This window comes from Ferruginibacter lapsinanis (assembly GCF_020783315.1).
Taxonomy (GTDB): domain Bacteria; phylum Bacteroidota; class Bacteroidia; order Chitinophagales; family Chitinophagaceae; genus Ferruginibacter; species Ferruginibacter lapsinanis.
Genome location: NZ_CP086063.1, coordinates 3,412,719 through 3,426,977, shown reverse-complemented (window position 1 = coordinate 3,426,977; position 14,259 = coordinate 3,412,719). Strand labels below are relative to the sequence as shown.

The 14,259-nt window shown below is 36.4% G+C and carries 13 protein-coding genes and 1 tRNA gene; 6 read left to right on the top strand and 8 right to left on the bottom strand.

The window, feature by feature from the left end; translation table 11 throughout:
- Window positions 1–11: 11 nt before the first annotated feature.
- The 3 genes from LK994_RS14400 to LK994_RS14390 all read right to left on the bottom strand — a co-directional run bounded on the left by LK994_RS14400 (window position 12) and on the right by LK994_RS14390 (window position 3,299).
- Window positions 12–1,250 carry a site-specific integrase gene (locus LK994_RS14400; RefSeq protein WP_229760798.1) on the bottom strand — a complete coding sequence of 413 codons (1,239 nt, stop codon included), beginning with the start codon at window positions 1,248–1,250 and terminating at the stop codon, window positions 12–14.
- A gap of 116 nt (window positions 1,251–1,366) precedes the next feature.
- A tRNA-Val gene (locus LK994_RS14395) sits at window positions 1,367–1,441 on the bottom strand.
- Between the two features lie 85 nt (window positions 1,442–1,526).
- On the bottom strand, window positions 1,527–3,299 hold the full coding sequence (locus LK994_RS14390) for a DEAD/DEAH box helicase (RefSeq protein ID WP_229760797.1): 1,773 nt from the start codon (window positions 3,297–3,299) through the stop codon (window positions 1,527–1,529).
- Window positions 3,300–3,565: 266 nt separating this feature from the next.
- Between LK994_RS14390 and LK994_RS14385 the strand changes: the two genes are divergently transcribed.
- Complete coding sequence (locus LK994_RS14385; RefSeq protein WP_229760796.1) at window positions 3,566–4,534, top strand: hypothetical protein; 969 nt, start codon at window positions 3,566–3,568, stop codon at window positions 4,532–4,534.
- Between the two features lie 100 nt (window positions 4,535–4,634).
- Window positions 4,635–5,225, top strand: coding sequence for a porin family protein (locus tag LK994_RS14380; protein ID WP_229760795.1), 591 nt, complete (start codon window positions 4,635–4,637; stop codon window positions 5,223–5,225).
- Here the strand turns inward: LK994_RS14380 and LK994_RS14375 are convergent.
- Together LK994_RS14375 and LK994_RS14370 are read right to left on the bottom strand one after the other, a co-directional pair.
- Entirely contained in the window at window positions 5,222–5,797 is a 576-nt protein-coding gene (locus LK994_RS14375) for an L-threonylcarbamoyladenylate synthase (RefSeq protein WP_229760794.1), read from the bottom strand. The two genes, LK994_RS14380 and LK994_RS14375, sit on opposite strands and share 4 nt — an antisense overlap.
- 11 nt (window positions 5,798–5,808) lie before the next feature.
- The gene (locus LK994_RS14370; RefSeq protein WP_229760793.1) at window positions 5,809–6,804 is read right to left on the bottom strand and encodes a glycosyltransferase family 9 protein; all 996 of its coding nucleotides are present in this window, start codon (window positions 6,802–6,804) and stop codon (window positions 5,809–5,811) included.
- A 156-nt stretch (window positions 6,805–6,960) separates the two neighbouring features.
- Here LK994_RS14370 and LK994_RS14365 point away from each other — a divergent pair, with 156 nt between their 5' ends.
- Both LK994_RS14365 and LK994_RS14360 read left to right on the top strand, forming a co-directional pair.
- Window positions 6,961–7,773: a 2,3,4,5-tetrahydropyridine-2,6-dicarboxylate N-succinyltransferase gene (locus tag LK994_RS14365; RefSeq protein ID WP_229760792.1), complete on the top strand. Its 813-nt coding sequence runs from the start codon at window positions 6,961–6,963 to the stop codon at window positions 7,771–7,773.
- Between the two features lie 45 nt (window positions 7,774–7,818).
- Window positions 7,819–8,742: a DMT family transporter gene (locus tag LK994_RS14360; protein ID WP_229760791.1), complete on the top strand. Its 924-nt coding sequence runs from the start codon at window positions 7,819–7,821 to the stop codon at window positions 8,740–8,742.
- A 66-nt stretch (window positions 8,743–8,808) separates the two neighbouring features.
- On the opposite strand, the gene LK994_RS14355 is transcribed toward LK994_RS14360, so the two are convergent.
- The 3 genes from LK994_RS14355 to mtaB form a co-directional block, all read right to left on the bottom strand.
- Window positions 8,809–9,627, bottom strand: a complete 819-nt coding sequence (locus LK994_RS14355) for a glutaminyl-peptide cyclotransferase (RefSeq protein WP_229760790.1) — start codon at window positions 9,625–9,627, stop codon at window positions 8,809–8,811.
- A 66-nt stretch (window positions 9,628–9,693) separates the two neighbouring features.
- On the bottom strand, window positions 9,694–10,824 hold the full coding sequence (locus tag LK994_RS14350) for an NAD(P)/FAD-dependent oxidoreductase (protein ID WP_229760789.1): 1,131 nt from the start codon (window positions 10,822–10,824) through the stop codon (window positions 9,694–9,696).
- Window positions 10,825–10,848: 24 nt separating this feature from the next.
- Window positions 10,849–12,123 carry a tRNA (N(6)-L-threonylcarbamoyladenosine(37)-C(2))-methylthiotransferase MtaB gene (gene mtaB / locus LK994_RS14345; RefSeq protein WP_229760788.1) on the bottom strand — a complete coding sequence of 425 codons (1,275 nt, stop codon included), beginning with the start codon at window positions 12,121–12,123 and terminating at the stop codon, window positions 10,849–10,851.
- Between the two features lie 109 nt (window positions 12,124–12,232).
- On the opposite strand from mtaB, the gene LK994_RS14340 reads away from it, so the two are divergent.
- Together LK994_RS14340 and LK994_RS14335 are read left to right on the top strand one after the other, a co-directional pair.
- Complete coding sequence (locus tag LK994_RS14340; RefSeq protein ID WP_229760787.1) at window positions 12,233–12,610, top strand: DUF4258 domain-containing protein; 378 nt, start codon at window positions 12,233–12,235, stop codon at window positions 12,608–12,610.
- Window positions 12,611–12,742: 132 nt separating this feature from the next.
- On the top strand, window positions 12,743–14,236 hold the full coding sequence (locus tag LK994_RS14335) for a GH3 family domain-containing protein (RefSeq protein ID WP_229760786.1): 1,494 nt from the start codon (window positions 12,743–12,745) through the stop codon (window positions 14,234–14,236).
- The last annotated feature ends 23 nt before the right edge of the window (window positions 14,237–14,259 follow it).

Below are 14,259 nucleotides of genomic sequence, written 5' to 3'. Positions count from 1 at the left end.
TCTTTTTTAAATCAAAAAACCGAGCATATAACCTTATCATTCATATTATCTATTATCTCATTACTATAGTTATCTAGGTAGATGCCAGTAACCCTATTACCGCTCTCATGCCCAAGTGCTTCAGAAATCATGTCCTTTGGATAACCTAATTCTCTAGCAATGTTAGCCCATGTATAACGAGCATAATATGTAGTTATTTTTTTGTCAATGCTACATAACCCTGCCATTTTTTTCAAGTAATCATTTGTATTCTTGATAGCTTGTAAAATGTCGTTTTTTAGAATAATTAGGTTGCTGTTGTTTTCTACAAATGGAAGCACAAATTTCTTAGAGCAATCAGGTAGACTTTTGAAGTAGTAATGAAAAATTTCTTTTGCTTTTGACTGTATTTTAATGCTGTAAATCTTATGAGTTTTACTACGCCTAAACACAATCCTACCATCAATAAAATTTTCCTTAGTTAGAGTTAATAAATCAGAAAAATTGATACCGATAAAGCAGTAGGATAAAGCAAATAAATTTCTATGATGCCAGATAGTACTGCCAACTTTTAAATCTAAAGCTAATAACTGACTTATTTCCGACTTAGTTAGTGTTCGGTTAATAGTTCTTTCATTTTTGATTTTAAAGCTATTAAAAGGGTAGTATTTCATCTCTAAAATTCCTTCTCTAATAGATTTATTGAACAATGCTCTTATAGTTCTTAAATAAAGAGAAATTGTGTTAACCTTTATTCGTTTATTTAGTAATGTTGTGTTGAAATTTTCTAAAAACCGATAGTCGATTGCTTCAAATGTTAACTTATCACTTTTGCAATATTCTTTGAGTTTATTGATAGCACAAGAGTAAACAATTGAGTTTCCAATTTTACCTGCAATTTGCAATTTTGCAATATGTTCTTCCCCGTATTTTATTATATCGGGTTTACTAATTGGATTCTTCTGTTGTTCTTTTCTTTTTAATTGGCTAATGATCTTTTCGGGTGTAGTAAATTCTTCTAAATCTTCACTTAAAAAGATAAGTTTCTGAACCTTTGCTTTGGTAGATGTTAATTTTGAATTTAAAGCCGTATAGCTATCATTGGTAGATAATACCACTTGCAAATTGGAATCCCAGTCATTTTCAAGGATAGCAATGTTTAAACTACATTCTTTGTAAGCTCTGTTTTGAAATACCCTAAGTTTTAAGGGGTAAGTTTCATTGGCTTTCTTGTGTCTTTTGTCTAGAACAATTTTAAAGGTAAGTTCCATACTCTGTGATTTGGAGTATGTAGGAGAGTGGCAAAATTTACAAGCAATTTACAAGCAGATTACCCCTAATAATAGCATAAACATAAAAAAACCTCACATTTCTGTGAGGTTTTTTGTGGGAGCTACAGGAGTCGAACCTGTGACCCTCTGCTTGTAAGGCAGATGCTCTAAACCAACTGAGCTAAGCTCCCGATGTACTCCCTTTTTTGTTTCGGGAGTGCAAAGATAAGGGTTAAATATTTTCAGCAAAATTTTTTGCCAAAAATTTATAAATTATTATCTCTTGTCCCTCATCGGGATTCTTTTTCTTTCACCGCCTCTGTCGCTTCTGTCTCCACCGGCGCCTCTACCTTCGTCATTTGGCCTTCTAAATCCTCCATCAGCCTCATTCATACGTATCTGGCGACCATTATGCTTTTTACCGTCAATACTTTTGATCATTTTACCGGCAGCTGCTTTGTCAATTTCTACCCAACTGTTCATTTCTTTCATATCTATTCTGCCGAGCACTTCTTTATTCAAGCTGCTTTCATCCAGGATAAATTGTAAGAAACTGGCTTTGTAAAAACCGTCTTTGGTACCCAGATTGATAAATAATCTTGTATATCCATTGTCACGTTGATTAGAATTGCTTCTTTCTCTTCTGCTTCCGCTATCTCTGCTATCAGATCTTCCGTCTCTGGTATTTCCGCTATCTCTTCTGTCTCTGAATTCCCCTCTTGTGTTTGAGTTCAGATCCTGCGCATTTTCATAGTATTTCAAAAAGTGGCTAAATTCTAAGGCAGCTACTCTTTGTAAAATTTCTTCTTTTGTTACATCGGCAAATTTTGTTTGCAGATCACCCATGTAAGTTTCGTAATCACCATGAGAAATGTCTGCACTCATTAATTTTTCCATGAAATGAAAGAATTGTTTGCGACAAACTTCTTTACCACTTGGAGCATCTATTTTATGGAATTGAGAATTCACCATTTTCTCCAATTGTCTGATCTTGAATGTTTCTCTGCTATGAGTGATCGATAAACAAATACCTGTTTTGCCTGCACGTGCTGTACGGCCACTTCTATGTGTGTACACTTCAATATCATCGGGTAATTCGTAATTGATAACATGTGTAACGCCATCAACGTCAATACCACGGGCAGCCACATCTGTAGCAATTAATAATTGCAAATGTTTGGTACGGAACCTGCCCATTACTTTATCTCTTTGTTGCTGCGTAAGATCACCATGCAACGCTTCAATTTCGTATCCTTCTCTTGTTAATTTTTCAGCAATATCCTGTGCATCTAATTTAGTACGGGTAAAAATAATACCGTACATACCAGGATTAAAATCAATCACTCTCTTCAAAGCTTCATAACGCTGGTGAGCAGCTACGGTCATGAATTGATGATCAATATTTACGTTACCGCTATTCTTTTTACCAACCGTGATTTCTTTAGGATTGGTCATAAAGTTCTTAGAGATCGCTCTAACTTCTGGGGGCATAGTAGCACTGAATAACCAAATACTTTCTCTGTTAACAGTATTCTTTAAAACGAAATCAATATCATCTCTAAAGCCCATGTTCAACATCTCATCGGCCTCATCTAATACTACATATTTTACTTTTTGCAGATCGATCGCTTTGCGTTCGATCAGATCAATTAATCTGCCCGGAGTCGCAACAACGATGTGGACACCGTTACGCAAATTGCGTATCTGCATTGAGATAGAAGCACCACCATATACAGCTTCCATTTTTAATCCTCTGGTATGTTTTGTAAATACTTCTAAATCTTTTGTAATTTGTAAACAAAGTTCTCTTGTAGGACAAACGATCAAAGCCTGCGGATGTTTATCAGCAATGTTGATCAATTGTAGTAATGGTAAACCAAAAGCAGCAGTTTTACCTGTACCTGTTTGTGCTAATCCAACAAAATCCATTGTACCTGATAATAAAACAGGGATAGCTTGTTCTTGAATCGGAGTGGGGTTTTCGAAGCCAAGATCGGTTACGGCTTGTACTAATTGTTCGTTTAAGCCTAAGGCTTGAAATGCATTCATGTAAATTTTTTTGCGCTTACATGATATGCTATTTGCCTGTTGTTACACTACTTAAATCCTATAAAAAACTAAAAGTAACTACTTATTTCAACAGCCTGTCGGGCACTTCATGCAATACTCGTGATAAATAAATAGCTGCAAAGGTAGTGCAAAAAAACGAGATAACCGAATTAAATGGGAACGGAGCTGTTTGAAAGCATGATTAAACTATTTTTGGCTTTCGCTGTCTATCTGGTCTTGCAGTAACTTTAACTTAACCTTATCATATGCGTAAATTTCTTCTGGGATGCATTTTATTATTGTCGGCAACTGTATACGGGCAAAATGAAAAATTTTCACCGGCTACTTCAAAAGATACGTTGGAATTATTGAATGATCTGCTTGGGTTACTTGATTCTGCGTATAAACCAAAAAGTTATGTGCAGATAGGCGCTGGTGTCAGTAATAAAATATTCAGCGTAAACAATAATTCATTGAATACAAAACAAACTGCATCAACAATAGTTTTTACACCAAGTGTTGGTTATTTTCATAAAGGAGGATTGAGTATTTCTGCGACAGCTTATTTATTGAATGATGTCCGAAAGGGCTTTGGTATAAATCAATATGCTCTGACTCCAGGATATAATTTGCCGGACAACAATAAATTCGATTTTATCGCATCTTATACATATTATTTTGTAAAAGATAAGTTCTCTTCTTATTCGTCTCCTGTTCAACATGATCTATATACTTCTTTTACTTACAAGAAGCCATGGCTAGCTCCCGGATTGGCTTTGGGATATTCTTCGGGAGATTCTAAACAGGCTTTTTATCGTGATACTGTTATCAATTTTATTCAAAGACATTTTTATGATTCCATTACCAATCATTTGAAAGCGTTTTCTGTTATTGCAACTGTTGGTCATACATTTGAATGGTATCAGGTTTTATATAAAAAAGATGGAATAATATTTTCTCCGGTTTTGATGTTGAACATGGGCTCGTCCAATACTACATTTACACACAAGACAAATGCTCCGAATTTTATAAATTTTCTTATTAAAAGAGGGAAGATTAATAAATTACAAACTTCACCCTTTGAAGTGCAGTCTGCAGGGCTAAGCCTGGATATGTGTTATATCATTGGGAAGTTTACTGTTGCACCACAATTGTATCTGGATTATTATTTCCCGGATACAGATGAAAAAAGATTCACACAGGCGTTTAGTATAAACCTGGGATATAGTTTCTGAGGGTCAAGTTTTCGTTAACATAATTTTAATGAGTAAATGACTGTTGTTGGCATACGAATTGGATTACTACTAGTAATTATTGTTAACCAATTTTTATTGTATGAAAAACAACATCTTAATTACCGCAATTTTACTTTGTTTCGTTTCATTTGCCAATGCTCAAAGTTTTCATATAGGGGCCAAAGGCGGTGCCACATTAAATAAGCTAACAGGCAAATCTTTTAAAGATGAGTTTAGCTTTGGATACCATGCTGGCGGCTATGCAGAGATCGGTATCGGTAAGAAATTTTCTATTCAACCAGAGGTGTTATTTAACCAGGTGAATGTTGATACTACCAGCCAGTTCAATCAATTGTATAAGTCTTTGCTGAGTAGCAATGTCTCTAAAATTAAATTATCTTATATCTCTATACCTATATTGCTGAATTATAAACCTGTAAAATTTCTGACCTTACAGGCCGGTCCGCAGTTTGGTATTTTGAGAGATCAGAATAAAAACTTTCTACAAAATGGAAAAGCTGCATTCAAAGATGGGGATCTGAGTTTACTGGGTGGGGTACAGTTATCATTTGCAAAAATCAAAATGTATGGACGCTATGCAGTAGGGTTAAATAACCTGAATGATATAGATAATCAAGACAAATGGAAAAGCCAGAGTATTCAGCTTGGTATCGGATTTAATATATTTTAAGGTCGGATAACAGTAAAACTTCCGTCTTTATTCAATTTTACAATGGCTGATGGATTAGAAGGTGCCATGTCTTCCTGACGGTGTTGAACGATATAGTCAACACCTTTTTTTATTTTAATATCAATATCGTTATATACTAACGGAGAGGGATAGCCCGATATGTTTGCAGAAGTTGATACAATCGGTTTTCTGAATCGTTTGATCAAATGTTTACAGAAAAGGTCTTTCACAATACGTATGGCAATGGAGCCATCCGCTGAAATTAAATTTTCAGCCAGGCCAATGGCACCTTCGTAAATGACAGTGGTTGGCTTTTGGATGCCTTTGATATAATCAAAAATTTCCGGGTTGGGTTGTGTTACATAGGTAAGAATATCTCTTTCATCTGCCAATAAGATGATCAGGCTTTTTTCATCCGGACGATTTTTTAACTGGTATACTTTTGAAACGGCATCGGCATTGGTAGCATCACAACCAATACCCCAGATGGTATCCGTAGGGTATAGGATCGTTCCTCCGGCTTCCAACACCGTTATACAATTTTCGATATCATTTTCAAATGCTCTATCCATTGTAAATAAAGTTAAGGGTTATTTATAACTGATTTTACTTTTTCAACGATCATGGTCTCTGATAATCTGTTTAAACATTCCGGTTGAGGGAATTTTCTGCAAACGTTTTTTAAACATGTTTCACAAGGTAATTGTCCAAGGCGTATGGTGCTGCTGTTTATTTTATTGTACGGGGCAGTATTGTTTTCATTGCCTGCACCAAACAATACGATCGTGTGTGTGCCTAATGCATTGGCAACATGCGCCGGCCCACTATCTGTAGTAAGCATTATGCTACTGCTGCCCAATAGTATCAATAGTTCTGTCAGGTTGGTTTTGCCTGCATTGTTAGTAATATGTAGCTTATCCGTTAATGCATTATATACACTGTCAACAAATTCTTTTTCTTTAGGGCTACCTATTAAAATGATTTCCTGTTCGATACTTTTTCTTAACGAATTGATCAAACTGATCGCTTTTTCTGCAGGTAATCTTCTGGAGCTTGCTTCTGAGTTAATATTCACTATCACTGAATTTTTACGTTCAGGAAGAATGGTATTTAATTCAACTGATGGGGTATGAATATTTATTTGCGTAAACTGTTGCAGCAGGTCAACATATTCTTCTACCCGGTGAATATTTTTTTTCTTTTGGTAAGAATGGGTGAGTAAGAAAGACCGTAATTCTTTTTTATACCCAACCACTTTTTTTGCTCCGCTGGCTTTTGCCATTACTGCAGATGAAAAAGAGTCTGGCAGGCAGAAGAAGAGATCGTATTTTTTTTGTGCGGCTATTTCTTTTCCGAATTTTCTGGCACCACCTAATCCTTTATATGTTTCTTTATTAAATATGAAATGCTGGCTATGTGCAGGATAATGATCGAGTAAAAAATCGATCCCCTTTTTTGCTATGAGATCGATGCTTGCATTTGGGTATTGTTCTTTAACTGCTTTTACGAAAGCACTAGCCATTACCATATCTCCCAGCCAGTTAGGTAAGCGAATTAATATATTTTGAGCCTGATTCAATATTAATAATGTTGTCTATATATAAAGGTGTAGCAGGTTAAATGATGCACAAAGATATGTGGTACAAGTGAGTGACACAACGATGTTTAATTGAAATACAAATGCCAGTTACAAAATCAAGTATTTTATTTATTATGTTTGCAAAAAAATTAAATAATGGAATTACAAGGATTGATAGCTGCCGCATGGGCAAACAGAGAGTTACTAAAAGATAAACAATACGCAGATGCGGTAAGAGCCGTAATTGAAGAAGTGGATAAAGGAAGGTTGCGTACTGCAGCACCATCTGACGCAGGCTGGCAGGTGAATGAGTGGGTAAAACAAGCGATCTTGATGTATTTCGGAATTCAGCAAATGGAAACTTTTACATTACCTCCCTTTGAGTTCTATGATAAGATGAAATTGAAAAGCGGTTATGCCGAATTGGGCGTAAGAGCTGTGCCGCATGCTGTGGCAAGATATGGTGCTTACCTGGCCAAAAATGTAGTATTGATGCCGAGTTATGTAAATATCGGTGCATACGTTGATGAAGGAACGATGGTGGATACCTGGGCAACTGTGGGAAGTTGTGCTCAGATCGGTAAAGGGGTGCATTTGAGTGGTGGTGTTGGTATTGGTGGTGTATTAGAACCTTTGCAGGCTAGTCCGGTTATTATTGAAGATGGCTGTTTTATTGGCAGCCGTTGTATCGTGGTAGAAGGCGTTAGAGTGGAGAAAGAAGCGGTATTGGGTGCTAACGTTGTATTGACCCAATCAACTAAAATTATTGATGTAAGTGGGCCTGAGCCTATAGAAACCAAAGGTGTGGTGCCGGCAAGAAGTGTGGTGATACCAGGTAGTTATATGAAGAAATTCCCTGCTGGAGAATTTGGCGTTGGTTGTGCATTGATCATTGGTCAACGTAAACCAAGCACTGATCTGAAAACTAGTTTGAATGATGCATTGAGGGATTTCAATGTATCTGTTTAAAAAAATTAAAGTCCCGAAAAAATCGGGACTTTTTAATTTATAGGCATGACGGAAGAAAAAAGTAATAACAAAAAATATGTAGCGGGGTTTATCATTGCGTTTATCGGTGCATTGTTGTTTTCTACCAAAGCGGTAATTGTAAAACATGCATTTATGAATACAACAGTGGATGCCGTGACATTGCTTGCCTTGCGTATGATCTTTGCCTTACCTTTTTATGTGGCCATTGGTTTATTTGCCAGCAAAACAACTACAAGTGCTTCTTTTACAAAAAAGCAATGGGTGTATGTGATTGGCTTGGGATTGGCCGGATATTATTTAAGTAGTTTGTTTGATTTTATCGGCTTGCAATATATCTCTGCAGGGTTAGAGCGATTGATCTTATTTCTGTATCCAACATTTGTGGTATTGATGAATGCGGCAGTATTTAAGCAAAAAATAAAAACTGTTCAAAAACTGGCGTTGCTACTGACTTATGTGGGTATTGGGATTGCTTATTTCGGCGAGTTAAAAATAAATACATCCAATCCGAATTTCTTTTTGGGTAGTTTTTTTATTTTTTTATGTGCCATTACGTTCGCTGCTTATATTGCCGGTAGCGGTAAATTAATTCCGCAAACTGGTGCTACAAGATTTACAGCGTATGCTATGATCGCCTCATCAATTGGTGTGCTAGTGCATTACTTTGTGGCAGGTAATACGATACATCATTTTTCTACGCCATTATTATGGTATGGATTGATATTGGGAGTGGTAGCGACTGTGATACCAACTTTTTTTGTATCTAATGCAATAAAAAAGATTGGTGCTAATAATGTAGCGATCATATCTAGTATCGGTCCTGTGTCTACTATTTTACAGGCGCATTATGTGTTGGGTGAGCATATTTTTTCCGGACAAATAATCGGAACCATTTTGGTAATTATCGGCGTGATATTGATAGGATGGAAAGGGGAGGTAAGTTCATAGTTTTTTGTTCACAGTTAAGTTTCTTTTGATTCACAAACTCCTGTAAATAATAGAAAAAACTAAAAACTATTCCGCTAAAGTCACTTCAAACAACTTAGGCCAATCTTTTCCAGTGATGTACATTTTCTTTGTAGTGCTGTCATACGCAATACCATTCAGTACTTCACCTTGTTCTAATTGATAGCCGGGAGCATATTGTTGTAATAGACCGGGTAAGCTTATTTTCCCTACAACGTGCCCATTAGCAGGATCAATTTTTATAATGTAGTCTGATGTGTACACATTCGCATAAACATAACCGTTAATATATTCCAGTTCGTTAATTTCATTTATTGGTCCTTGGTTATCCACCACCTGTAAAGTAGTTTTTACTTTAAAATCTTCAGCATTCACAAAATATAAATTGGCACTGCCATCGCTTACAATCAGGTCTTTGCCATTATGTGTAATGCCCCAGCCTTCGTATGGCCAATTAAAAGTTTTTATTGGTTTGTCTATATTGTTCACATCATACACATTTACAATATGATTTTTCCAGGTAAGTTGGTATATCTTATCGTTGAATATCGTAATCCCTTCTCCAAAGATCTCTTCGGAGCCCATCATGTGTTTGTGTTCTACCTTTCCGGTTTTGATATCGGTAATTCTTAAAGAAGATCTTTCGAAATCACCGGTTCCTTCGTAAAATTTGCCATTGTGTATTTGTAATCCTTGCGTATAGGCACTTGTATCATGTGGGTAAACACTGATGATATTTACACCAATATTTTGAGGAGCGGCAATTCCTGAAGGAGGAGTATCAATTGACGGATCGTCGGTGGTACTATTGTTGTTACATGCTGATGCAAAAAAAACGAGTAACGCCGGGAGTAGTTTTTTTATCATATAAATAAATATGTTGTAAAGATATAAAATGGATTTATCTGAAGATTATAAAGCTTTGCAAATGTTTTACTGGTTCATTATTTGAGCAATCTCCTTAGATGCAACAGGGGCAAGTGCAACTCCCATTCCGCTCATTCTTACGCAGCAAAATACTTTATCAGTAATAGCCTGAACAAGTGGTAATTTATCACTGCCCATGGCCATTATGCCACTCCATTTATCGGTGATCGTGTATGAGGTTTTAGGTAATAAATATGTTTGAATAAAATCATTGAGCGCTTTCTCAATGGTTTCGGTGGTTTGCATAGCAGTAGTATTTTCTTCAGAAAAAGCTTTATTTCTGGCGCCGCCTAGTAACAAACGGTTACCCAGGTTTCTGAAATAATAATATCCTTCATCAAAATGAAATGTTCCTTTGATCTTTAGATCCTCGATGGGGGAAGTGAGGAGCACCTGCCCACGGTTAGGGATAACGTCTATTGCAGGAATTAATTCATTGGTAAAAGCATTGGTACAAAGCAATAATTGTTTGGCAGTAAATGTAGCAGCAGAAGTTGTGATCTCTACAGAATTACTGTTCTCTTGATAACTGATTACTTCAATGCCACATAAAATTTGCACGCCTGCCTGTTGTACTTTTTTTTGCAAGGCTTGCACCAGTTTGCCTGAGTGTAAAGCACCTTCAAATTTGTTTTCTATTAAATGGGCTATACCACTAAAACCAAAATCAGAAATTTTGCTGTCTGCAACACTGAATGTATTTTCTGCATTGGTGATGTTTTTTAATTTGCTATTCAGCCAATCAATATTTGATATACAGGTATCCCAAATATTTTCTTTGTTTGTAAAGCATTCATAACCACCGCATGGATCGTAATCGATTTCATCGGCGGTAAAATATTTTTTTATTTCGAGTAAGCCTTTATAGCGCATTTCAACCAATTGCAACATCTTTTCTTCTCCCATCAATGCCTCATCATGCAATAGCTCTGTAGGACTGCCGAAGCAACTGAACCCTGCATTACGGGTGCTTGCACCTGTAGGAATGATGCCTCTTTCGAGTATGGTTATCTTATAATGAGGATGTAGTTGTTGTAAATGCAAGGCGCTCCATAGGCCGGTAAAACCACTGCCAACAATAATTACATCTTGCGGTGCAAAAAAACTTTCTTTTTCCCAAACAGATAATTGTGGCATGTTGTAGGAGTGAATAATAGACAATTATATTTTCCAGTCAACGATATTGTTCTCAAGTGTTGCAGAATAAGGAGCCGCTATTTTGATATAATTATCTGTATAACCTTCCATCATTCCGTTTTTGTTTTGTCCCTCAAATAACACTTTTCTGGTTTCACCAATATGCTGAGTGGTAAAGTACTGCATTTTTTGATAGCTTAAATTACGCAGTTGTTTGTTTCTTTCGTTTCTGACATGAATAGGAACAACTGGTTTTATATCCAATGCAACTGTATTTGCTCTTTCAGAATAGGTAAATACATGGAGATATGAAATATCAATACTGTGAAGGAAGTCAAATGTTTCTTTAAAGTCTTCATCTGTCTCGCCAGGAAAACCAACAATTACATCCACGCCAATACAACAATGTGGCATCAGCGTTTTTATTAGGCCAACTCTTTCTGCATACAATTCTTTTTTGTAGCGCCTTCTCATTAAGCCTAAAATTTTATTGCTGCCACTTTGCAAAGGGATATGAAAGTGCGGCATGAACTTTTTGCTGTTGCTTACAAACTCAATGATATCGTTGGTTAGCAAATTAGGCTCGATAGAAGAGATCCTGTAGCGTTCAATGCCATCAATTTTGTCTAATTCCTGTATGAGAGAAAAGAAATTTTGCGTTTCAGAATTTAATGACCCTTTTATGGAGTGGGAGGTATTGTAATCCCCTAAATTAATTCCTGTCAATACAATTTCTTTTCCACCCTGGGATGCGATCTCTTTAACATTGTCAATAACACTGGTAACACTATCACTCCGGCTTTTACCACGTGCCATTGGTATGGTACAAAAAGAGCAATTGTAGTTACATCCATCCTGGACTTTCAAAAATGTCCTTGTGCGGTCATTCATAGAATAAGAAGCAGTAAAGGTGTTTACATCTTCAATATCACAACTGCAGATTTTTGCACTATTACCTTTGGTGATCTCTTTTAAATGCTGAGAAATGTTGAATTTTTCTGCAGCGCCTAAAACAAGATCAACCCCCGGTATTTCTGCAATTTCTTTGGGTTTTAGCTGTGCATAGCAACCGGTGATCACCACCATTGCTTCGGGGGCTTTACGCTGAATACGCCTTACCAAGGAACGACATTCTTTATCGGCATTTTCCGTAACGCTGCAGGTGTTAATGACATATACATCAGCTACTTCATCAAAATCTTTTTTGACAAAGCCATCGTTTTCCAACAACCTGCCAATAGTAGAGGTTTCTGAATAATTAAGCTTACAGCCTAGTGTATGTAGTGCTACTGATTTCATCAAGTTTGCAAAGATAGCCCATGATTTTAAGGTTTTTTGTGATTTTCCTCGATTTTCTTTCTGCATCTTTGCAGAAATGCTTAAAAAATATCTCCCATATATACTATTGATGGCCGCGGCCCTCTTGCTTTTTTATGTTAAAAAGAATCAACGGGGACATTATCCAACCACACAGAACACGGATGTAAAAGTCCCTGTTAATGAGGGGTTTGACAGAAATTTTAAAGATCTGATCTTTACGAAACATGCCCGTTGCAGGATGGATTGCAGGCATATTGATGAAAGCGAAGTGGTGGAAGTTATTAAGAACGGTACTATCAATTATGAGAAAATTGAAAAAGATGATAGAGGCAGGACTTATCCTTTGGAAGGTATCACACATGATAAGCAGCATGTGAGGGTAGTGGTGGCTCCGAAAGAGGGAAACGAATTAGTGCTGGTTACGGTAATAGATCTTGATCGGGATTGGGCATGCGACTGTAAATAAATTTTTTATCGCACTACTTATTTCTAATTGCACGAATTACACGAATTTTTGTGCATTTGTTAGGATGAAATTGTATTAATTTTATTTTCTAATTCATGTAATTAGTGCATTAAATTCGTGTAATAGAATCATATGAAAATAAAATCTTTTCTGGCAAAACCTTTCGCCGGGTATATATATAAACAGATCAAAAAAGGAATGGAAACTGCTGTGCATGATCAGCAGCATATTTTTAATCATCTGATAAAAGTGGGTGCTAAAACTGAGTTTGGTAAGGATCATTCTTTCAATACAATAAAGTCATACGAAGACTTTGTAAAGCAGGTGCCTATCAGAGATTACGAACAGTTCAAGTCTTATATCGAAAAGGTGAAGGAAGGGAAACATAATATTTTGTGGAAAGGCCAACCTATTTATTTTGCCAAAACAAGCGGCACCACCAGTGGAGTAAAATATATTCCAATTTCAAAGGAATCTATACATAACCATATCAGTACAGCTCGGAATGCATTGTTATGCTATATGGCAGAAACAGGGAACATGAAATTCGCCGATGGTAAATTGATCTTTTTAAGTGGCTCTCCGGAATTAACAAGGGTAGGTGGTGTTCCAACAGGGAGATTGAGTGGTATTGTAAATCACCATGTTCCGAAATATCTCAGAGCTAATCAATTGCCCAGCTACGAAACCAATTGTATTGAAGAGTGGGAAGAAAAACTGGATAAGATCGTAGAGGAAACAATTGATCAGGATATGACCATGATCAGTGGTATACCACCATGGATGCAAATGTATTTTGACAGGCTGGAAGAAAAGAGTGGTAAAAAGATCGGAGAATTATTCCCCAATTTTAGTGTGATGGTACAAGGTGGTGTAAACTTCGAACCTTATAAGGCCAAATTATTTGAGAGCATAGGAAGAAAAATTGATACTATTGAATTGTTTCCTGCAAGTGAAGGTTTTTTTGCCTTTCAAGATAGCCAAAAAGCGGAGGGCTTATTGTTGAATACGAATAGTGGAATATTTTTTGAATTTGTACCTGCCGGAGAAATTTTCAATGAGCATCCTACCAGGCTTTCTTTAAAAGATGTGAAGGTTGGAGAGAATTATGCGTTGATCATTAACAATAATGCAGGATTATGGGCTTACAATATCGGAGATACGGTAAAATTTGTTTCTACAGATCCTTATCGTTTAGTCGTTACCGGTAGAACAAAGCATTTTATCTCTGCCTTTGGAGAGCATGTGATAGGGGAAGAAGTAGAGGCGGCTTTATTGGCAGCGGCCGACGAAGAAAATATTAAGATCACAGAATTTACAGTAGCTCCGAAAATATCTACCGATGCAGGAAAGAGTTATCATGAATGGTTTATTGAATTCGAAAAAACGCCTGCTGATCTGGTGTCATTTGCAAAGAAGGTAGATGATAACTTACGACTGAAAAATGTTTATTACGATGACCTGATCGGGGGGAATATTTTAGAACAATTAAAAATATCTCCACTTAGAAAAAATAGTTTTATCGATTACATGAAAAGTCAGGGGAAATTGGGAGGGCAAAATAAAGTCCCCCGTTTAAGTAATGATAGAAAGATTGCAGAGGAATTAGCGGACTATATAATGTGATTTTTACTTAATCTACCGGAAGT